Genomic DNA, 19,841 nt, shown 5'->3' on the forward strand with positions numbered 1-19,841 from the left:
GACGAGCGTGAGCCGAGAGACGGCCGAATTCGGCTTCGAACTGCGAACCTGCCGCTGGGCCGAACGCGAGTGGCCACCCGACCGAACGGACAGCGACGACGCCGTCCTCGTCGCTAGACAGCTCGGCACCGGCCGCCGCCGCTGGGATACGATCGTCCTCGAGTGCGATCGGGAGGCCCTCGGCCGCCGAGCGAATTTCGGCCCGACGCGACTCGATAGCGACCTCCTGCACGTCGTCGCCAACGCACCCAGCGAGTGGCGCTACTACCGCGACGCACTACCCCACCCCGGCTATCCCTGGCGATACGTTCGCGAGGCCATCCACCAGGCCGCCGACCGGGGGATTCTCCGGCGTCGGAAGCGCGGCAATCGCATCGAAATTCGACGGCGGTGGCCCTACCCGGACTGGGTAACACGCATCGTCGCCATCGAAAACAAACCTGACCTCGACGCCAGTGCCGCCCGCGCGCTCGCTGGCCAACTCGAGTACGACGTCGCGATGGCCTTGGCCGACGAGGTCTGGGTCGCGACGAAACAGACGGACGAGGCCGTCGAACCCGTGTTGCTCGAGGATCTACCGATTGAGGCGGGCGTTCTCACGCTCGACACCGATCGCCTGACCGGCGACGTCGAGTGGTTCCCGCGAACGCTCGCGGTCGAAGACCCAGGGACGCGCATTCTCGAGCGCCCCACCGGCACTGACGGGCGCGATGCCTCAGCCGCACGATTCGAGTACGCCGACCCCGAGGGGAAAGCACAGAAACGCCTCGAAATCGCCGAGCGAGCCTACGAACGCGGCTGGCGATCCTTCGTCGACACCATGCGCCCCGACTGCAGACACTTCGAGGGCCACGCTCGAGATGGAACCCACATTCGACCGTACTGTCGTGCACACGGACGCTGCCAGACGGCCGCGGAATGTGGCGGCTCCTGTCCGGAGTTCGAGCCCGAACCACCCATCTGGCGAACGAACGGCTGGCCGCTCGAGGGAGGGCCCGGTGGATCCGTCCGGCGGCTTCTCGAGCGGCGACGACGGCGGCGCCGGCCCGACCTCTAAGCGCGGCCCGACGACAAAACGGCGTTACCCAGCGATTTCGACCTCGAGGTCGTCGCGGTCGACGGCGAGTCGAAACGTCGGAACGGTTCGGTACTCGACCTCGACGACGTCCTTGCGGCGAAGACTCTGCAGGCCGGACCGGACGGCTTCGGCCTCGGGATCGATGTCGAACTCGTCTCGAAGATTGTGTAACACCGAAACGACGCTCTCTGACCGCTCGTCGGGACCGGCAAGCACCGCGACGATCTGGGTCTGCAGCTCCGGGACGCGGATGCGAGAAGGTGCCCCGTCGGCGTCCGGATCGCTCTCGATCCCAGGCTCGACATCGACGAGGTCGGCTGCCTCCGCCGTCGCCCGAATCAGGCTGTTGTCGTCTCGAAAGTAGTAGTCGCCGAGTTCGTTCTCGAGATACTGGTGTACCTCGCTACCGCTTTCCATCCCCCACCGATCCTGTAGTTCGGCATTTTTCGTCGGCTGTAGCTCCACGACGTCAGCCAGCCGGTCTCTGGCCTCCTCCGAAATCGTCATCATCGATACGTATGGGGATCCCCTACTTTTGCGTTGTGTCCTCGCAGCCGAACACGAAATTCCCGATCGTCACGTCATCGGTTCCTTCTATCCACCGCTTCCCCCACGAAGGTTCGGTTGAAACGCGACCACGCTCGAGTGGCCGTCAATCGCTCCCGACGACCGGAATCGGCGCCGTCGTCTCGAGCGTTTCTTCGATCTGCGTATAGACCAGGATCGAACCCAGCACCGCGAGTCCGGTGCCGAAGATGAAGGGGACTTCGAAGCCGTAGCCGACTAGTGCGCCCGAAGCGAGCGGACCAAGCGCGATGCCGAAGCCGAAGGCCATCGTCAGCACCGAGAGTTTCGAGCCGGACTCGCCTTCGCCGGCGATGTCGCCGGCCAGCGCGAGCGAGGGTGCAAACACCATCGCGCCGGCGATCCCCTGGATCAGTCTGGCCAGAAACATCGTCTCCGAGCCCGTAATGAAGCCCTGGATTAACGTCGAGGGGATCAGGAGGATCATGCCAGCGACGATGAACGGTCGTCGGCCGTATCGATCACAGGCGCGCCCGATCGGCGTCTGTAGGAGGATTTGGGCGAGGATAAACGCCGCGAACTGCAGCCCGAACCAGGTCGGCCCTTGCTCTAGGCGGGCGTTGACCTGGGGTTGGATCGTCGCAAACAGCGCGATCGCAGCGGCCATAAACAGCGAGGCAACGCCGAGGGTGAAGATCGGGTCGAACAGGTTTCGACCGGAGGGATCTCGAATCGGAATCGAGATATCGGCGCCGGCGTTCGCCTTCGTTCCCTCGGGGTCGGTGATGAGAACGGTCACGAGGACCGTACTGAGTGCGGCGGTGACCGCTGCGACGTAGAAGGCCGCATCGAAGCCGCTGACGCTGAGCGTGGCGATCGAGTAGGGGCCGAGGTTGACGACCGCGCCGGCGGCCAGCGGCCCGGCACCGAAGCCGAGCAGCCGAAAGGTGTTGTAGACACCCATATTACCGCCGCGGTCGTCGGTCGTCGCGAGTTCGTTCACCAATGCGATCGACGCCGGGACGATAAAGGAGACGCTGACGCCCTGGAGGCCACGGATGACCAGCAAGGTGAGGTACGATTCTGCGAAGACGTACGCGACGTTGGTCAGGGTGAGCCCGGCCAGCCCGATCAAAATGAAAGGCTTGCGACGACCGAATCGGTCGGAGAGTCGCCCCGTAAACGGCTGAAAACTGCTGTTGAGAAAGCCAAATAGCGAGAGGATGATCCCGATGATCATCGCCTCCCCGAGGCCGAGCGTCGCGCCGCCGACGATATCGCTGGCGACGTACAGCGGGATGACGATGATGAGAAACGAGTTGCCGACGCCGTCGGCCATCCGGGCAAACGCTAGGGCAAGTACCCGCCGATCGACGGCGAACTGCGCGAGGATTCGACTGGCGAGCGATCCCATTGTCGGTACGACAACCTCACCGCCGATTATAGTTTCGAATCGAAATATACTCGGCCGGGACCGTCAGGCCCTCGAGTAGCCGTTTGTGCCTGCAGATGTAGCGACGGTGGTGGGCGACGTGGCGCTGCTATTTGCCGACGGCCTCGAGTCGGATCGACACAATCTGCTCTCGTGAGCGGCTTCGGAGGTGAAGCGACGACGTTGTGTTCGCGCCAAACGCGTGGCTTAAGTCACTCGGTCGACGTAACCTGGACACGATGGAATTCTGTGACGAATGCGGTTCGATGATGAAAGCCGACGACGGTCTCTGGGAGTGTGGGAGCTGTGGCTTTACGAAGCCGAAAGGCGACGCCGACCAGTATATCGTTACCGACGACCAGGAGGCCAGCGAAATCATCGAATCCTCAGAGGAGACCTCGCTACCGGAAACTGACGCGCACTGTCCGGAGTGTGGCCACGATCGAGCGTATTGGTATATGCAACAGATTCGGGCTGCCGACGAGTCCGAAACGCGGTTTTTCATCTGCAGTGAGTGCGAGTACAAGTGGCGCGAAGACGATAACTAACACGTTCAACGCTCGACAACGGGCCGATACTGAAACGGAGCCCTCAAGGCGGTCGCTGGCGGACGGCTTTCCATGGCTGCAGACGACCCCGCGATGGATTTCGACGAGCAGGACGACACCGAAGCGATCGTCCAGTACGTCATCGAAGAACACCACGAATTTCTCTCCTGGATCGGCACGACCGTCGACGAGGTCGGCGACGGGGCGGTTACGCTTTCGATCCCGTACGACGAGAAGTTGAGCAATACGCGACCGAACGATCCGAGCGACCAGCGAGCGGATATCCACGGTGGCGTCGCGGCGACGCTCATCGACACCGCCGGCGGATTCTGTCTGCGGACGGCGATCGAGAACCCGTTCGAGGCTCGAATCGCCACGATCAATCTGAACGTCAACTACCTCCGACCGGCGACGGGCGATCTCACCGCGACGGCGGACATCATCCGAGCCGGACGAAGCGTCGGCGTCAGCGAAGTGACCGTCGAGAGTACGACCCCGGACGGACAGACCCGCGAGGTCGCGACCGGACAGGGCGCATTCCGCATTTTCCGACCGGAGTGATCGTCGATCAGTTCGGGTTCGCGCCGTCGTCGTAATCGGGGCTTCGACGGGACGCAAGCCAGAGCCGGACGTGGAAATAACAGCCGACCCCAGCGACGAGTACGAAGTAGAGATAGATCGCCGCCTCGAGGTGAACGGACACCGGATCGATCATACTCGTCGATCAGACTCGAGGCGCTTACGCGGTCGGCTGGACGCGTTCACGGTATAAATCAAGGCTGGTACATCGGTACAGCAATCCGTATCAGTGCTTTCCGGTTGCGATCATCCAGTATCGCACTCCGAGATACACCACGATGACGCCGAACGTGACCGCAAACAGCGTCTCGCCGGCGTTTACCGACACCGACAGCGCGATCAGGTTGAACGCAATGCCGACGACGTACAGCAACCGCATCCGATAGTTACTCACCGGTGGCCACCTCGAGTGGGAATCGCCTTCGGCCGGTTACCCCCTGTATGGGTCGCCACGCGCACCCTCGAGCGTGATACTGCAGACGGCAGGTGTAAACATTCGCGACTCCCGTCTGGCGAGCTCGCTTCAGAGACGTGTGTCCGACAGTACGAGTCGCGCCGAACCGCCTCAGGGGATCTCGGTCGACCACCGTCGACTCGAGGACGAGTCTGCGACCACTCTCAGTCCGCCAACGCCCAATCATATCGATTCCTTCGACAGCACCCTCAAAAATCCTCCTACCGCGAAGGCGAACGCGAGAGTTTTGATGGTCGCGATCAGGCGAACGCGAGGTCGTCGCTGGTCGCAACCTCACCGAACAGCCACTCGGCGTGCTCGAGGGCGTACGTCTTGTGATCGTCCTCGATCGAGCCGATGCAGTCTTCGACCATGATCGGTCGGAAGTCCCGCAGCCCCGCGCTACCGCCCGTGTGGAGGACACAGACGTTCGCGAGCGTGCCACAGATGACGAGATCGTCGATGCCGCGGGCGTTTAGCCACCCCTCGAGTTCCGTCCGATGGAACGCGTCGTAGGTGTGTTTCTCGACGACGTGATCGGCGTCCTCGACGGGGAGTTTGTCGACGACTGCGGCCTCCCAGGAGCCCTCGAGGACGTGTTCGCCCCACTGGTCGAACTCGTCGTAGTAGTGGGCGTCGTCGAACTGTTCCGGCGGGTGGACGTCGCGCGTGTAGACGATCGACGCGCCGGCCTCGGTGGCTCGCTCGACGAGGCCGGCGATCGGCTCGATGGCCGTTTCGCTACCCGGTGCGTACAGCGACCCGTCGGGGTGACAGAAGCCGTTTTGCATGTCGACGACCACGACGGCCGTTCGTGCTGGCTCGAGGTTCATATGCGATCGTTCGAGTGGGATCGTAAAAACGTTCGCGACGACTTGGAGGACGTTCGCGACGGGGTAGGGAAGCGGCGCGGATCGCCCGACGGTTGCGACCGGCGGTCTTTTTGCAGTCGATCGCTTACCGAGGCGTATTCGCATGAACCCGACGCGATTGCAGGTCCTCGCCGCTGTCCTCGCAGCGGCGGTGATCGTGCTTCTCGGCGTCGGGGCCGTCACCGGGGTGTTGGTGTCGCCACTGCCCGCCGACGGGCCGGTCGCCGAGAGCGACGACGAGCCCGCAACGACGGGCGAGCGACCCGACGAGCCGTCGACCACCGAAACCGTCGGGTACGTCGAAGGCTACTGGTACGACGACGAACTCGCGGTCGACGACCGTGATGACGCCGCTCTGGACGACGAGGAACTCGAGGCGGTCGTCTACCGCTCGATGGCTCGCGTCGAACAGCTTCGGAATCTCACGTTCGACGAGGAGGTACCGGTCGATGTCGTCTCCCGCGAGCAGTTCGAGGCCGAGGACGACGGCGTCGTCGGAAACGCGAGCGCGACCGAACGGCTCTCCCGGAGCGTGACCTACGAGACGCTGTTCATGGTCGATCGCGAGACCCCACTCGAGGCCGAACTCGAGGAACTCTACGGCGGGACCGTCGAAGGCTACTACGATCCCTCGACCGACGAGGTCGTCGTCGTCTCTGATAACCCCGAATCGCCCGAACTCGACGAAGTCGTGCTGGGACACGAGCTATTACACGCATTACAGGACCAGCACTTCGATCTCGCGAGTTACCAGCGGGAAACGATCGACCAGGACGCCGCGAAGAACGGGCTCATCGAAGGCGACGCCGTCTGGATCGACACCGAGTACGAAAAACGGTGTCTCGAGGCATGGGACTGTGTCCAACCCGAGGGCGAGACCGTCGCACCGCCCACGATCAATTACGGACTCTACCTGATCGTCTTCCAGCCCTACAGCGACGGGCCGGGCTACGTCGAGTACCACCTCGAGGACGGCGACTGGGAAGCCGTCGACGACCTGTACGACGATCCGCCGGTCAGTAGCGCCGAGGTGATCCGTCCCGGCGACGACCGCGAGCCGGCGGACCTGTCGGTGGCGGATCGCTCGAGCGACGAGTGGGAACGGTTCGGCTCGGACGATGGCGGCGAAACCGTCGGCGAGGTCGGCATGGTCTCGATGTTCGCGGCGGGGACGATGGATCACTCCCGCCCCGCAGTGATCGACAGCGAGGCGTTTTTCACCGACGACGTCGGCTACGACTACGATCAACCGCCGACCGACGGCTGGGCCGGCGACGAACTCGTCGTCTACGCTCACGCAGACCTCGACCCCGACGGCGACCTCGCGGCGGGTGATGTCTCGGACGCTCGCGATCAGACGGCGTACGTCTGGGCCTCGACCTGGGAGACCGACGCCGACGCGAGGCAGTTTCTCGAGGCCTACGAGCAACTACTCGAGGGGTACGACGCCGATCCGGTCGACGACTGGCAAGCCACCTACGTGATCGACGACGAGTTCCCCGGTGCCTACGCCATCGATCGGGACGGCGAGACGGTGACGATCGTTCGCGCGCCGTCGGTCGACGATCTGGCCGCGGTCGACGGTGGCGTCTTCGCCGATAGTGATACCGACTCCGCTCTCGAGGGCCCAGCGACGACTGCCAACGAGGACGCTGGCCGTGAGGCCGCCGCCGATTCGATCGATGGGTTCGGATTCGGATCGGCGTCCGTCGCAATCGTCACTGGCGTCGGTACGGCAATCGTCGTCGTTCGCACTCGCAACCGACGCCAGGGCCGGGGTCCATAGCATCCCACGCCCAACTACCGCACCACGGAACCGTCGCTGCAGGCGCCACAGACGGGCAGCTTTTTTGCCTTCCACGGAAAATCGGCGATATGTCACAGCCGTTTACCACCGTTCCCCCGGACGCGATTCTCGAGGGAACGGCGACCGACGCCTACTTCGATCGCACCCGGACGACCCTCGAGCACGCAGGGAAAGACCCTCACGTGGTCGCGGAGGTAACCGCCGACCAGTTTCCGACCGGCGAGTTCGAAGTCTGTACGGGGATCGAAGATGTCGCGACGCTGTTCGAGGGGCGCCCGGTCGACATCGACGCGCTCCCCGATGGGCAACTGTTCGACGGTGGACCCGTCCTCCGCATCGAGGGCGCCTATCGTGCGTTCGCCGAACTCGAGACCGCGTTGCTCGGGCTGCTCTCCCAGCCGAGTGGCTTCGCGACGGCCGCGCTCGAGGCGCGACTGGCGGCGCCCGACGCGCAGGTACTTTCCTTTGGCGCACGCCACGTCCATCCTTCGATCGCAACGATTGTCGAACGCGCCGCGCTGTTAGCCGGTTTCGATGGGTTCTCCCACGTCGCGGCGGGCGAGCAACTCGAGCGGACGGCCGGCGGGACGATGCCCCACGCACTCATGTTCTGTTTCGGCGAGGGGAATCAGGCCGCAGCCTGGGAGGCCTTCGACGAGGCCGTCCCGGCGGAGACGCCCCGAATCGCGCTGGTCGATACCTTCTGGGACGAAAAAAGCGAGAGTCTCCTGGCCGCCGAGACGCTCGGTGACGAGTTAGATGGCGTGCGCATCGATACGACGGGCTCTCGCCGGGGCGACTTTCGACACATCATCCGCGAGGTTCGCTGGGAACTCGACGCGCGAGGCTACGAAGAGGTCGACATCTTCTGTAGCGGCGGTCTCGACCCGGAAGTGTTGCGGAACCTGCGCGACGTCGCGGACGGGTTCGGCGTCGGCAGCCACATCACGAACCGTGATCCCGTCGATTTCAGCCTCGATATCGTCGAGCTGGCGAACGAACCGATTTCGAAGCGGGGCAAACTCTCCGGCGTCAAGGATGTCTACCGCACGCCAGCGGGCGGCCACCACGTGACGCTCGCCGATCGTCAGGGCCCCGAGGACGGCGACTCGCTGCTCGAGCCGCTGATTCGGGACGGCGAAATCATCCGCGAGTTCGACCTCGAACGAGCGAGCGAGCGGTGTCTGGCCGACGCGGAGAGAGTTGGGTTTGGATCGGCAGGAGAAACGTCGCGGCCGTAGACAGACCAGTACGACTACCAGAATTACAGGACACTCCAGGCTGGCGGTGGCGATCGCACCTGGTAGGGGAACTCGAGGGGCCTCGAGTCGAGTGGACCAGTCTTAGAGTTCTTCGATCGAGCCGTCGGCGTCGCGTTCGCGGAAGACCTGTCCCTCGAAGAGGGTCACGACGACGTCGTCGTCTTGCCACGCGCCGGGGGCAAGTTTGGCCTTGCGGCACGTTCGATCGAGGTACTCGTGTTTGCTCCAGCCGTTTTCGACGGGAACGGTCGGGTAGAGCCAGCCGCCCTCGCCGCCGTCGATGGCGACGCCGTGGGTCCCGAGTTCGAGGTCGGCAACCGGATCGTCGGTGAGGACGACGTTTTTGACCGCACAGACCGAGACGGTGAGATTCGGTAGCTCCGAGGGGCTCACCTCGGAGCCACAGGAGTCCTCGCTCGCGGCCTCGATCGCCGCGTCGACGATCACGTGGCCGAGCTGTTCACCGGAGCGATAGCCACCAGCACAGCCGCGCAGACTGCCACGACCGCGCGTGGACTCGAGGCGAACGAACGCACCGGTGCGTTCGTAGAAGGCCTCGCGCATGCTGCCTGGTTGTTCTCGTTGTCCATGTTCGACGTAGGATTCGACGGATTCACGCGCCAGTTCGACGGCACGCGCACCGTCCTCGTAGGAGAGGTCGACGCCCTGTCGCTGGGACATACAACTGTACATGGGAATGGGCCTCCTAAAACGCTTCCATTCGATTCGACCGTTGTACCACTCGATCGGACCGGCTCGATTCGCGATCGATTCCGGGTGCGAGTCTATCGTGATGGTGGTGGATATACTAGTACCCTCCCAAGCGTCGACTGCTGGGTCGAACCGACACCCGCCAACTGGTTCGACCCAGCAGTGCAGGCTTGGGAAGCCACTAGTGGCGAGATTGCTGGTCGGCGTCGGTGCGGCTCCAGACATCGACGAGCACGTCGAATCGTCCGCCAAGGAGCAACAACACGCCGAGGACGCCAAAACCGACGACGGCAACCAGCCGCGTGGGGCTATCGAGTTGAATCACGACCGACGATGCCGCGCCGACCCACGCGAGCCAGCCAAGCGCCTCCCAGGGCCGCCCGCCGTACAACCGCCAGACCGAAAGCGAGAGCAAGAAGCCGCCGAACGCGGCCGCGACGACGACCCCCGCGAGCCCGACCGGCCACGCCAGCGCGACCAGCCCCGCACAGCCGACGATCGTGACGGCGTCGATTCGATCCATCGCCTCGAGTGTCGTCCCTGCGGGAAAAACGTGTACCGGTTTGGCGAAACGGCCGGCCGCCGGCGATCGGTTCGTGGATGGGACCGGCGGCATCCACGAGAGAGCCCGAGCAACGAAGGCGCTTTAGGCGCTGACCCGCTTGGTGAGCCTAATGAGTAAACCCACGCCCGAGGTCTACGAGCAGGGCAAGGGCATGGACGCCCACAACAAAGTGATGCGCGACATTCGCTCGCGCAAGGAGGCCAGCTACGATCCCCACGAGCCCACCCGCGTCTGGCTCGACGAGGACAACACGCCTGACGGCGTCAAGCGGAGTCTGACGATCATCCTCAATACGGGCGGCTGTCGCTGGGCCCGCGCCGGCGGCTGTACGATGTGTGGTTACGTCGCCGAGAGCGTCGACGGCGGCTCCGTGAGCCACGACGCTCTGATGGACCAAATCGAGGTCTGTCTCGCGCACGAAGCGGACACCGCCGACGAGCCGGCCGACCTCATCAAAATCTACACCTCCGGCTCGTTCCTTGACGAGCGCGAGGTCGGTGCCAAGAGCCGACGGGCGATCGCGGAAACGTTCGCCGACCGCGAGCGCATGGTCGTCGAATCGCTCCCCGATTTCGTCGACCGCGAGAAGATCCGCGATTTTACCCAGTACGGCGTCGACACCGATGTCGCGATCGGACTCGAGACGGCGACCGATCGCGTTCGACACGACTGCGTAAACAAGTACTTCGACTTCGCGGACTTCGAGGACGCCTGCGCCGAGGCGGCGGCCGCCGACGAAGCGGCGGGAGACGCGGCGGACGCCGGCATCAAGGCCTATCTCCTGATGAAACCCCCATTTCTCACCGAATCCGACGCGATCGAGGACATGATCTCTTCGATCGAGCGCTGTGCGGACGTCTCGGGCTGTCACACGGTCTCGATGAACCCCTGTAACGTCCAGCGCTACACCATGGTCGACGACCTCTACTTCCAGGACGGCTACCGACCACCGTGGCTCTGGTCGGTCGCCCACATCCTTGAGGAAACCGCCGCGGTCGACGCCATCGTCGTCTCCGACCCCGTTGGCCACGGCTCCGATCGCGGCCCGCACAACTGCGGGGAGTGCGACGACCTCGTCCAGAAGGCGATCAAGGATTTCGACCTCCGCCAGGATCCCTCCGTCTTCGAGCAAGTCTCCTGCGAGTGCGAACTGACGTGGGAGACCGTCCGCGAGCGCGAACGAAGTTTCAACCAGCCGCTGACGCGGTAACGGCTCGGGGGTGGTACCCTCTCGAGGCACCGAGACGTGCCGTCGTCGCCTGTCGTGGACCGTCGTGTGGACGTACTGCTTCAAAAGTAACCACTCACTAATTGCTCCAGCGTTACGCCCTCACCGAGGGGCCCAACGACCGGTCCGGTCGCCACGGCCATCCTGCGCCGACTGGTCGGCCCCATCAGCCGGGGTCTCGGTTCGCCGAGCGTGGTAGCGTAATCCCGCTTCTTTCATCAACCTGCGACAGCTCGGAATCGAGTACGTGGCGTCGTAGGCCTCCTCGAGATGCGTCTGTACGAGCGCCGGAGACCAGGCCGACTCGTCGTAACCGGCCGCGGTCGGTGGCTCCTGGAGGGTCCGTTCGAACGCCTGGCGTTCGTCGTCCTCGAGCTTTCGCGGCCGACCCGGCCGCTCGGCGTCCGTGACCGCGTCTTCGAGCGATTCGTCCTCGAGACGCGTGAGCCAGCTGTAGATCGTTCGTCGTTCGACGCCGTACCAGTCGGCGAGTTCGGTCTGTGTGATGCCATTTTTGTACGCGATCGCGGCCAGTAGTCGTTTCGTCGGCGTCTTTCCCTCGACGTTCTCGAGTGCGGTCCGGAGTTCTTCGACGGTGATGTTCTCGAGGTGGTCCATCGGATGATGGTTGTTTTCCGAGTAAATATTTCTAACGATGCTGGCGGTGTCCGAACGCACCGACGTATCGACTATCTGACTGCTCGAGGAAACTACTACTGGGTTGCCCTCGAGTACTGCAGTGTGACAGACGAGGAATCCCCGCCGGATCACGGGTGGCTGGACTCGAGTGGCGGTCCGGCCGCCCAGGAGTCGATGGCGACGCTTCGCCGGTTCGTCGCGGACCTGCCGCCGGGTCGGGCCCTCGACGTTGCGACGGGTGGTGGCCACAATGCAATCTTTCTCGCCAAACACGGGTGGGCCGTCGACGCCGTCGATATCTCCCGAGTGCAACTCGAGCAGGCACGCGAACGCGCCGCGTCGCGTGACTGCTCCATCGAGTGGGTTCTGGGCGACGTCGATCGCTACGGGTTTCCGACGGCGACCTACGACGTAATCTCGATCGGCTACTTCGATGCTCGCGATCGGTTCCAGGCGATTACGGACGCGCTTGCCCCTGGCGGCGTGCTGGTCTACGAACACTACCTCGCGTCGCCGGCCGAGGAATCGCGGCTAAGCGACGACTACCGTTTTCGATCGAACGAACTCCTGTCAGCGTGCTCGAACCTGCAGATCCGCTGGTACGTCGAATGGCATCTCGACGGCGAACCTCGCGTCGCGCTGCTCGCACAGCGACCGGGCTCGAGCCGACGGTTGGTCGACTTGCAGCGCCTCGACGATGCTAACTGGTAATCGACTCGGAACGAACGGGGATTCGAGGACTCAAGATTAATATGGAGGCGCCGAGACTGAACGCGTAATGAAAGCGATTGTCAAGCAGGGCCACGAGAAGGGTAACGTATCGCTCGCCGATGTCGAGAAACCGAATTGTGCACGCGACGAGATTCGGCTGGAAATCCAGGCCGCCGGCATCTGCGGCAGCGATGTCGGCGCGTACCTCGCGAAGCCGGAGTACGAGTACCTCTCCGTGCCGGGTATTTTGGGCCACGAGTGCGCCGGTGTCGTCGAAACTGTTGGCACGGACGTGGAGACCGTCGAACCGGGCGACCGCGTCGTCCTCCAGCCCGGCAAACCATGTGGGTCGTGTTACCAATGTCGGACCGGCGAGCCGAACAACTGTCCCGACCGCGAGCCCGCCGTCGCCGCGGGCGGCTTTGCGCCGTTGGTCGTCACCAAGCCGAACCAGGTCATTCCCGTTCCGGACGACGTACCGATCGAGCACGCCGCGATCACCGAGCCCCTGGCGGTCACCCATCGGGCCGTCGAGATGAAAGCCAACGTCGGGCCCGGTGACAGTGTCCTCGTCCAGGGGCCCGGCCCGATGGGCGCGTTCAGCGCACTCATCGCCGATGCGGCCGGCGGGGATGTCGTCCTCACTGGCCTCCCCGACGACGAAACGCGTCTCGAGGCCCTCGCAGGGCTCGACATCGAAACGATCACCGTCGATCCCGACACCGGCGCCCCATCACCGGCGACGTTGGCCGAGCGATACACGTCGCGTCGGGGCTTCGACGTGGCGATCGACGCGACCGGCGTGAGCGTCGGCGTCGAGACGGCAATCGACGCCACACGGGATGGTGGCACCGTCGTCGTCGTCGGCATCCCCTCGAGTGCGGTCTCGATCGAGATGGCCGAACTCGTCCGCTCGGAGATCGATCTTCGAACGTCACACGGCAGCGTCGCCGAGAACTTCTATCAGGCCCTGGAACTGCTGCAACCGCCGAACGCGTTGCCCGTCGGATCGATCATCGACGCGGTTGATCCGCGCGAGCCAACCGAGGCGTTCGAGGCGTTCGTCAAGGCCGAAACGATCAAGCCGGTCTTCGAGATCGACCGCCTCGAGTTACTCGCGTAAGCGGACCGGTCACGTCCCAGCAGCTGTTACCGATTCGTCGTGTGAATCGCCCGACCGAGTGCGTGTTCTGCCGCCTCCATACTCGCTTCCGACAGGGTCGGATGGGCGTGGATCGTCTGGGCGACGTCTTCGAGGGAGGCACCCATCTCGATGGCGAGGCCGATCTCAGCGATCAACTCCGAGGCCTCGGGACCGACGGCCTGGCCACCGAGAACGAGCGCCGAGTCCTCGTCGGCGACGATCCTGACGAACCCGTCGGCCGAACCGGCCGTGAGTGCGCGCCCGCTCGCGGCGAACGGAAACCGACCGACGAGGGGGTCGAACCCTGCCTCGCGGGCGTCGGCGTCGCTCATGCCGACCGTCGCGATTTCGGGGTCGGTAAACACCGCGGACGGCATCGCGCGGTGGTCGAGCGCGGCCGGCTCGCCGGCGATCACGTCCGCGGCGACCTGTCCTTCAGCCGTCCCCGCATGGGCGAGCAACGGTTCGCCGGCGACGTCGCCGACGGCGAAGATGTGATCGACGCTCGAGCGCGCCCGGTCGTCGGTCGCGATGAAGCCACCGTCGTCCGGTTCGATCCCCGCGTTCTCGAGTGCGAGTGTGTCCGTCACGGGCTCTCGACCGACGGCGACGAGCACGTTCTCGACGTCGACGGTCGTCCCGTCGGACGGGGCGGCGTCCGCGGGCTCGGTCTCGACACGGATACCGTCCTCGAGGTCGTGCCACGTCGACGCGGTGGTACCGAACTGGAACTCGATACCGAGTTCGTTCGCGCGGTCTCTGACCGGCTGCGTGAGGTCGTCGTCGTAGCGCGGGAGCACTTCGTCTAGCAGTTCGATCACCGTGACGTCGCTGCCGAGCTTGGCGAAGACGCTCGCGAGTTCCATCCCGATGTAACCGGCACCCACGATCGCTAGCGAGTCGGGGATCGACTCGAGGGAAAGTGCCTGTCTCGAGTCGAGTACCGGCGCGTCGGCCGGATCGAAGTTCGGAATGGTCGTCGGCCGCGAGCCGGTTGCGACGATCGCATGGTTGAACGAAAGTGTCTCCGTCGCCTCTCCACCGTCGGAGGAGGTGATTTCGGCCGTGTGCTCGTCGACGAACTGAGCCGCACCCTCACGTATCGACACGCCGTTGGCCTTGCACAGCTGCTCGACACCATCCGTCAGCTGGTCGACAACATCGTCTTTCCACCCGACCAGTTCGTCGAACGCGACGGTCGGGTCGGCGTAGATACCCATCTCCTCGGCGTGGCCGGCCTCGTGTGCGACGTCCGCAGCCGTAATCAGCGCTTTCGATGGAATGCAGCCGTGATTGAGACACGTGCCGCCGTGGGCGTCTTTCTCGACAAGCGTGACGTCCAACCCGTGTTGTCCGGCCCGAATTGCAGCCACGTAGCCGGCGGGTCCGGCACCGATAACCAGTACGTCGACGTCTACAGTAGAGTCTCCTGCTAGCATCTTCACCTGGCTCTCGTTACCGGTCTGCCTTAATTGTTCTTCAGAAACGACGGTTCGATCCGGACGAGACGGTGCGTTCGGGGGACCAAAATCGCCCCTCGACCGTCGTTCTGCCAAGATGTAACGAAGTGTGCGTCTCGAGTGTCTCGGTTTCTAGTCGGGCCCCTCGCGTCTCGGTGAACTCGTCGGTCGGTTACTGCTCGTAGACTTCCCAGTCGTCGTTCCAGACGCCGATCTCCTGGAAGAAGTCGGCGGCAGCCGGGTGGAACGGCATCTCCGGGAACGCGGTATCGACCCAGTAGTCGTCGTCTTCGAACAGTTCCAGCAGGTCGTGGTACTGACCGAGTTCGTCGCGGTGGTCGTACATCGTCCAGAGGAACTCCGAGATCGTATCGTAGTCCATGTCACCTCGGGTGATGTGGATGTACGGTGCGGCGATGCCCAGAACCTCCTCCGGCGTGTTGATGAGGCCGTCCGAGATGTCTTCGTCCCGGTCGAACCAGTCGACCACGATATCGCTCTCCTCGAGCGTTTGGGCCGCATCGTCGGGATAATCGAGCAACTGTGCGTCGACGGTACTGACGATCTCTTGGCCCCACCCGGCCAGGTTCGGTCCGACGAGCTGGAGGATGCCGACGTCCAGTCGACCCTCGTTGAACGCGCTGGCCTGATCGGCCTGGTTGATGTTGTCGAGCGTGTAGTCGTCTTCGCTGATACCGATCTCCTCTAAGGCGAGTTGCAGCGTCGTTCGGTTCGTACTGCCAGCGACGTTCGGCGAGATCGAGGTATCTTCGTCGATGTCCATGACCGACTGATAGGCCTCGTCGGCCGTCACCCAGAAGGTGCTGATGTCGTAGAAGAAAAACACCTGGACCGGATCGTAGTCGAGTTGGTCGAACGGCTCTTCCTCGGCTCGGATCGCGCGCTCGAGAGTGTCGTCGATGTATCCCATCTCGGATTCCTGCGAGCCGAGCAGTCCGACGTTGGCTTCCGATCCCGCGCTCGTTAGTCCTTCGACGTAGACGTCGTCGGAGTGTTCGTTGACCACCGCGGCGATCCCTTGACTCATGGCGTACGCGGAGGTACCCTCCGTCGAGGTGTGCATTCGAATCGTGCCTTCTTCGCCGCCTGCAGCACCATTTCCGCCGCCATTTCCGCCATTTCCGCCATTTCCGCCGCCGTTGCCATTATCTTCGCCGAGACAGCCAGCAATACCTGCGACACCAGTTGCACCAGCCGCTGCGAGGAACGACCGACGATCGGCCGTCCTGCGGTTGTTGTCATCCTTCATGATCCATATGCAGTATCGTACAAGGGGTACTAAACATTAGTGTCTGAGTACAGACAAAATATTGTATTTCTAAAAACATGACGGTCGATAGGGCGTGATTCGGCAAGGTATAAATGGCAGTATCCGAAACTACGCCAGCATGGGTGTGTCAGATAGTTCCACGATATCCTCGCGTAGCGGATACCTCACGCCGTTGAACGCGCTTCGAGCGCTCATCTGGGTTCTGGGTATCTCGCTGACATTGTATACCCTCTACTACGCGTACTCGAGGGCACTGATTCGAGTTCGGTATACGAATATCTTCCTTGGTGCCGGTCTCGCCTTGTTCTACCTCGTTCAACTGGAGAAGCGGTACGAAGCCGGCGAGGAAGACGACGTTATGACCGGCTCCGGGTCGCGATTTGCCGTGGTGACGAACGCGATTCCAGATGCGATCTGGCGACGCCGTCGGGGGATCGACTCCCTGCTGATCGTCGTCGGTGCAGTCCTAGCAGTGGTCGGGACGGTCTACATCGAACTGCACTTTACCCGGCTGTTCGAAGAGGCGCCGGTGATCGGCTACGAGCCCATGGATTACTACATGGGTGCGATACTGATGCTGGTCGTCGTCGACGCGACGCGACGGGCGTTCGGCAACCTGATCGCGGGCGTGATGATCGTCTCCGTGCTGTACGCACACCACTGGATCGCACCACACATGCCCGGTCTCTTGCAACATACCGGATTCACGTGGGAACAGATCATCCGCGAGGGGGCGGTCTCACTATCCGGTATTTACCACGATACCATCGTCGGGATCGGGCTAACCTGGGTCGCGATCTTCATTATGTTCGCCGGCATCGCGAAATCGTACGGATTGATGGACTGGGTCCTCTCGCTGGGGCGTGAACTCGGGACGACGCTTCGAACCGGCGTCGTCCAGATTGCGTTGATCGCGAGCATGATCATGGGCTCGATCACCGGCAGCGCCGCCGCGAACACGGCGACGACCGGCTCGTTCACGATCCCGATGCTCAAAGAACAGGGCGTGCGCAGCGACTACGCGGCGGCGATGGAAAGCGTCGCCTCGAGCGGTGGGCAGATGCTCCCGCCGATCATGGGCGTCGCCGCGTTCCTGATGGCGGACATTCTCGGTGTCCCCTACGTGCAGATCATCCAGGCCGGCACGATACCCGCGCTGCTGTTTTACTTCAGCGTCGGCGTCGCGCTGCACCTCGTCGTGACTAAAAACGGGTGGACGACCACGAACACGACGTCGTTCGACTCCTCGGTCCTCTGGAGCGGGCTCAAGTTCGTCCCACCCCTTGCGGTCCTCATCTATGGACTCGTCGTGATGCGGCTCACGCCGTTGACGGCGGGTCTGTACACGATCATCACGATGTGGGCCGTCGCACTTGTTACGGCGCTGGTCTTCGACCGCAGCATCGAGGGTGCTCGCACTGAACTGTACAACACCGTCGAAGGGCTTCGAGACGGTGCCGTGGACATGGCCCCCCTGATCGGCGTCCTCTCGGCCATGGGGGTCATCGTCGATATGCTGGTGAATACGGGCCTCGCCCAGAAGGTGAGTACGGCCCTCGTCTCGATGGGGGCAGGTGCACTGTTGCTCGTGCTCATCTTCGCGATGATCTCGAGTATCCTGTTTGGCCTCGGGATGCCGACGCCGGCCGCGTACATTCTCGTCGTGATTCTGGTTGCGCCCGGGTTGATCGATCTCGGCGTCCAGGAGATCACGGCACACATGTTCGTCTTCTACTTCGCGATGCTGTCGGCGATCACCCCGCCGGTCGCCATCGCGGTGGCCGTCGGATCGCGCATCGGGAACGCCGATTTCAACAAGGCCTGTCTGCAGGCGCTTCGAATCGGTGCACCAGGCTTCCTGATCCCCTACTCGTTCATCGTCAACGATTCGCTGATCTACTGGTCGATGCCGGAGACGTTGGTCGCATTCCCCCTGGTGCTTGTCGGTACGATCGCGCTCGTGATCACCATCGTCGGCTACGACAACTCCCGTCGGCTCAACTACGTCCACCGGGGGGTGTTCATGGCGCTTGCCTGTGGTGCGCTGTACGGCTCGGTCGTTAGCGTCGCCGTCCAGGCAGTCGCCGCGTTCCTCATCCTGGCGCTCATCGTCGCGGGCAACAAAGAAGTCGATCTGCCGCTCTCCGAGCCCGTCGAGTAACAACTCCGCAGTAATCGCTTTCTTCGGATCACTTTCGTCGGTTCGCCACGCTCGAGCTCAAAACAGCGCCGAGCTCGCTATGCGTTACAACGGTCGTCGATCGTCCGGCAGAGCACCTCGATCGCGTCGACCAGATACGCCGTCTCGGCCCACTCGTCGGCAGTGTGTGCCTGCGTCGGCGTGCCGGGCCCCCAGATGATCGTCGGGATGTCGGCGTCGTTGACCAGATTTCGTTGATCCGTCGCCGCCGATTTGCCCGCCGGATCGGTCGGCGCGTCGGCCACAGTCGAAGCGTGGTCCCGAACCGTTTCGGCGATCGTCGCGTCGATCGGAATCTCGGCGGCCTCGTAGGTCCGGGTGCGTTCGACGGTCACGTCGAAGCCACGTTCCCGAACGATTTCGAAGAGATCGTCCATCTCCGCGTCGATCTCGCTCGGCGACTCGTCGGGCAAGAACCGCCGATCGAACCTGATCTCGACCTCCTCGGCGAGCACGTTCTCCTTGGTTCCGCCCTCGAGCACCGTCGGCGTACACAGCGACTCGCCGACCAGCGGGTGGGTCCGCTCGGCGATCCGCTCCCGGTAGGCGCGCAACGACTCCTCGAGCGCGAACAGGCCGTCGACCGCGTTGGCGCCGGCGTGTGGTTTGCTCGCGTGGCCCGCATCGCCCGAGATCGTTGCGACGTACCAGGCGAGGCCTTTGCCGACGGTCTGGACCTCGAGTTCGGTCGGCTCGAGGACGATGCCGGCGTCGGCCTCGAGATTCTCGACGAGCGTCTTGGTGCCCGGCTCGGCGGTTTCTTCGCCCATGGCGAACGTTAGCGTGAGCCGACCGTCGACGCCGTCGGCCGCGACCTCGCGAGCGGCCAGCATGGCGGCGGCGACGCCGGCTTTCATGTCGCTCGCGCCGCGGCCGTAGACCCGTCCCTCGTCCGCGTCGACCACGCCCTCGAACGGGTCGACCGACCAGCGCTCGAGATTACCCGGTGGCACGACGTCGATGTGGCCGTTCAACACCAGGTGGTCCCGTTCGGTATCACCATCGCCGATCGTTGCCCGAACCTGCGGACGATCCGGGTAGGGGTCGGCCACGAGTTCGGCGTCGATACCCGCGTCGGTGAGCCATCTGTAGATGAATTCCGCGCACGCGGCTTCGTCTCCCGGCGGATTCTGCGAGTCGTACGAAACCAGTTCGCCGAGCAGCGTCGCTGCCTCCTGTTCGGATACCGTCGATCGATCGTCCATAGACAGTAGCTAGCACGAGACAGTATAAACGTACGCCCGCCGGAGCCGTTCGATACTGTCGAATGCCTTCGCGGTCGCCCTGATCGAGTAACGCGGTCGACGCAACCCCCGCCGCTTCGGTCGGGTGGGA

General features: G+C 63.7%; 19 protein-coding genes and 1 pseudogene. 9 read left to right on the forward strand and 11 right to left on the reverse strand.

Features of this window, described 5'->3' with window-relative positions:
* The first annotated feature begins 7 nt into the window (after positions 1-7).
* On the forward strand, positions 8-1,057 hold the full coding sequence (locus D8Y22_RS04065) for a DUF5787 family protein (protein WP_141463444.1): 1,050 nt from the start codon (positions 8-10) through the stop codon (positions 1,055-1,057).
* Positions 1,058-1,081: 24 nt separating this feature from the next.
* On the opposite strand, the gene D8Y22_RS04070 is transcribed toward D8Y22_RS04065, so the two are convergent.
* Both D8Y22_RS04070 and D8Y22_RS04075 read right to left on the reverse strand, forming a co-directional pair.
* Positions 1,082-1,585, reverse strand: a complete 504-nt coding sequence (locus D8Y22_RS04070) for a DUF5797 family protein (RefSeq protein WP_141463445.1) — start codon at positions 1,583-1,585, stop codon at positions 1,082-1,084.
* Positions 1,586-1,730: 145 nt separating this feature from the next.
* Positions 1,731-3,017, reverse strand: a complete 1,287-nt coding sequence (locus D8Y22_RS04075; RefSeq protein ID WP_141463446.1) for an MFS transporter — start codon at positions 3,015-3,017, stop codon at positions 1,731-1,733.
* 257 nt (positions 3,018-3,274) lie between these two features.
* Here D8Y22_RS04075 and D8Y22_RS04080 point away from each other — a divergent pair, with 257 nt between their 5' ends.
* Positions 3,275-3,583, forward strand: a complete 309-nt coding sequence (locus D8Y22_RS04080) for a transcription factor S (protein ID WP_141463447.1) — start codon at positions 3,275-3,277, stop codon at positions 3,581-3,583.
* Between the two features lie 72 nt (positions 3,584-3,655).
* The gene (locus D8Y22_RS04085) at positions 3,656-4,144 is read left to right on the forward strand and encodes a PaaI family thioesterase (RefSeq protein ID WP_141463448.1); all 489 of its coding nucleotides are present in this window, start codon (positions 3,656-3,658) and stop codon (positions 4,142-4,144) included.
* A 7-nt stretch (positions 4,145-4,151) separates the two neighbouring features.
* Here the strand turns inward: D8Y22_RS04085 and D8Y22_RS22210 are convergent, their stop codons facing one another.
* The 3 genes from D8Y22_RS22210 to D8Y22_RS04090 all read right to left on the reverse strand — a co-directional run bounded on the left by D8Y22_RS22210 (position 4,152) and on the right by D8Y22_RS04090 (position 5,449).
* A complete protein-coding gene (locus D8Y22_RS22210) occupies positions 4,152-4,298 on the reverse strand; it encodes a hypothetical protein (RefSeq protein ID WP_174811742.1) in 147 nt (48 codons plus the stop codon).
* A 90-nt stretch (positions 4,299-4,388) separates the two neighbouring features.
* Positions 4,389-4,556, reverse strand: a complete 168-nt coding sequence (locus D8Y22_RS22215; RefSeq protein ID WP_174811746.1) for a hypothetical protein — start codon at positions 4,554-4,556, stop codon at positions 4,389-4,391.
* A 320-nt stretch (positions 4,557-4,876) separates the two neighbouring features.
* Positions 4,877-5,449: a cysteine hydrolase family protein gene (locus D8Y22_RS04090; protein WP_141463449.1), complete on the reverse strand. Its 573-nt coding sequence runs from the start codon at positions 5,447-5,449 to the stop codon at positions 4,877-4,879.
* A 142-nt stretch (positions 5,450-5,591) separates the two neighbouring features.
* Here D8Y22_RS04090 and D8Y22_RS04095 point away from each other — a divergent pair, with 142 nt between their 5' ends.
* Together D8Y22_RS04095 and D8Y22_RS04100 are read left to right on the forward strand one after the other, a co-directional pair.
* Positions 5,592-7,274: an Hvo_1808 family surface protein gene (locus D8Y22_RS04095; protein WP_174811747.1), complete on the forward strand. Its 1,683-nt coding sequence runs from the start codon at positions 5,592-5,594 to the stop codon at positions 7,272-7,274.
* An 89-nt stretch (positions 7,275-7,363) separates the two neighbouring features.
* A complete protein-coding gene (locus D8Y22_RS04100) occupies positions 7,364-8,536 on the forward strand; it encodes a nicotinate phosphoribosyltransferase (RefSeq protein ID WP_141463450.1) in 1,173 nt (390 codons plus the stop codon).
* A gap of 102 nt (positions 8,537-8,638) precedes the next feature.
* On the opposite strand, the gene D8Y22_RS04105 is transcribed toward D8Y22_RS04100, so the two are convergent.
* Entirely contained in the window at positions 8,639-9,238 is a 600-nt protein-coding gene (locus tag D8Y22_RS04105; RefSeq protein WP_141463451.1) for a TIGR00296 family protein, read from the reverse strand.
* 211 nt (positions 9,239-9,449) lie between these two features.
* Entirely contained in the window at positions 9,450-9,791 is a 342-nt protein-coding gene (locus D8Y22_RS04110; protein WP_141463452.1) for a hypothetical protein, read from the reverse strand.
* A 151-nt stretch (positions 9,792-9,942) separates the two neighbouring features.
* On the opposite strand from D8Y22_RS04110, the gene D8Y22_RS04115 reads away from it, so the two are divergent.
* Positions 9,943-11,043: an archaeosine biosynthesis radical SAM protein RaSEA gene (locus D8Y22_RS04115; protein ID WP_141463453.1), complete on the forward strand. Its 1,101-nt coding sequence runs from the start codon at positions 9,943-9,945 to the stop codon at positions 11,041-11,043.
* 171 nt (positions 11,044-11,214) lie between these two features.
* On the opposite strand, the pseudogene D8Y22_RS04120 reads toward D8Y22_RS04115, so the two are convergent.
* A pseudogene (locus D8Y22_RS04120) lies at positions 11,215-11,679 on the reverse strand (helix-turn-helix domain-containing protein); the annotation flags it as partial.
* A 123-nt stretch (positions 11,680-11,802) separates the two neighbouring features.
* On the opposite strand from D8Y22_RS04120, the gene D8Y22_RS04125 reads away from it, so the two are divergent.
* Together D8Y22_RS04125 and D8Y22_RS04130 are read left to right on the forward strand one after the other, a co-directional pair.
* On the forward strand, positions 11,803-12,411 hold the full coding sequence (locus tag D8Y22_RS04125; RefSeq protein WP_174811748.1) for a class I SAM-dependent methyltransferase: 609 nt from the start codon (positions 11,803-11,805) through the stop codon (positions 12,409-12,411).
* 67 nt (positions 12,412-12,478) lie between these two features.
* Entirely contained in the window at positions 12,479-13,534 is a 1,056-nt protein-coding gene (locus tag D8Y22_RS04130; protein ID WP_141463456.1) for a zinc-dependent alcohol dehydrogenase, read from the forward strand.
* Between the two features lie 26 nt (positions 13,535-13,560).
* On the opposite strand, the gene lpdA is transcribed toward D8Y22_RS04130, so the two are convergent.
* Entirely contained in the window at positions 13,561-14,994 is a 1,434-nt protein-coding gene (gene lpdA, locus D8Y22_RS04135; protein ID WP_141463457.1) for a dihydrolipoyl dehydrogenase, read from the reverse strand.
* A 193-nt stretch (positions 14,995-15,187) separates the two neighbouring features.
* Positions 15,188-16,285, reverse strand: coding sequence for a TAXI family TRAP transporter solute-binding subunit (locus tag D8Y22_RS04140; protein WP_141463458.1), 1,098 nt, complete (start codon positions 16,283-16,285; stop codon positions 15,188-15,190).
* A gap of 139 nt (positions 16,286-16,424) precedes the next feature.
* Between D8Y22_RS04140 and D8Y22_RS04145 the strand changes: the two genes are divergently transcribed.
* Positions 16,425-18,467, forward strand: a complete 2,043-nt coding sequence (locus tag D8Y22_RS04145; RefSeq protein WP_141463459.1) for a TRAP transporter permease — start codon at positions 16,425-16,427, stop codon at positions 18,465-18,467.
* Between the two features lie 77 nt (positions 18,468-18,544).
* On the opposite strand, the gene D8Y22_RS04150 is transcribed toward D8Y22_RS04145, so the two are convergent.
* Positions 18,545-19,711, reverse strand: a complete 1,167-nt coding sequence (locus D8Y22_RS04150) for a M20 family metallopeptidase (RefSeq protein WP_141463460.1) — start codon at positions 19,709-19,711, stop codon at positions 18,545-18,547.
* Between the last annotated feature and the right edge of the window lie 130 nt (positions 19,712-19,841).

It is taken from the genome of Salinadaptatus halalkaliphilus (genome assembly GCF_006543045.1).
In the GTDB taxonomy this organism is placed as follows: domain Archaea; phylum Halobacteriota; class Halobacteria; order Halobacteriales; family Natrialbaceae; genus Salinadaptatus; species Salinadaptatus halalkaliphilus.

Coding starts and splice junctions, on each gene's coding strand:
- D8Y22_RS04075 (WP_141463446.1), bottom strand. CDS start 3,017: ATGGGATCGCTCGCCAGTCGAATCCTCGCGCAGTTCGCCGTCGATCGG.
- D8Y22_RS22210 (WP_174811742.1), bottom strand. CDS start 4,298: ATGATCGATCCGGTGTCCGTTCACCTCGAGGCGGCGATCTATCTCTAC.
- D8Y22_RS04145 (WP_141463459.1), top strand. CDS start 16,425: ATGGGTGTGTCAGATAGTTCCACGATATCCTCGCGTAGCGGATACCTC.
- D8Y22_RS04150 (WP_141463460.1), bottom strand. CDS start 19,711: ATGGACGATCGATCGACGGTATCCGAACAGGAGGCAGCGACGCTGCTC.
- D8Y22_RS04070 (WP_141463445.1), bottom strand. CDS start 1,585: ATGACGATTTCGGAGGAGGCCAGAGACCGGCTGGCTGACGTCGTGGAG.
- D8Y22_RS04140 (WP_141463458.1), bottom strand. CDS start 16,285: ATGAAGGATGACAACAACCGCAGGACGGCCGATCGTCGGTCGTTCCTC.
- D8Y22_RS04090 (WP_141463449.1), bottom strand. CDS start 5,449: ATGAACCTCGAGCCAGCACGAACGGCCGTCGTGGTCGTCGACATGCAA.
- D8Y22_RS04130 (WP_141463456.1), top strand. CDS start 12,479: ATGAAAGCGATTGTCAAGCAGGGCCACGAGAAGGGTAACGTATCGCTC.
- lpdA (WP_141463457.1), bottom strand. CDS start 14,994: ATGCTAGCAGGAGACTCTACTGTAGACGTCGACGTACTGGTTATCGGT.
- D8Y22_RS04115 (WP_141463453.1), top strand. CDS start 9,943: ATGAGTAAACCCACGCCCGAGGTCTACGAGCAGGGCAAGGGCATGGAC.
- D8Y22_RS04105 (WP_141463451.1), bottom strand. CDS start 9,238: ATGTCCCAGCGACAGGGCGTCGACCTCTCCTACGAGGACGGTGCGCGT.
- D8Y22_RS04080 (WP_141463447.1), top strand. CDS start 3,275: ATGGAATTCTGTGACGAATGCGGTTCGATGATGAAAGCCGACGACGGT.
- D8Y22_RS04110 (WP_141463452.1), bottom strand. CDS start 9,791: ATGGATCGAATCGACGCCGTCACGATCGTCGGCTGTGCGGGGCTGGTC.
- D8Y22_RS04095 (WP_174811747.1), top strand. CDS start 5,592: ATGAACCCGACGCGATTGCAGGTCCTCGCCGCTGTCCTCGCAGCGGCG.
- D8Y22_RS04085 (WP_141463448.1), top strand. CDS start 3,656: ATGGCTGCAGACGACCCCGCGATGGATTTCGACGAGCAGGACGACACC.
- D8Y22_RS04100 (WP_141463450.1), top strand. CDS start 7,364: ATGTCACAGCCGTTTACCACCGTTCCCCCGGACGCGATTCTCGAGGGA.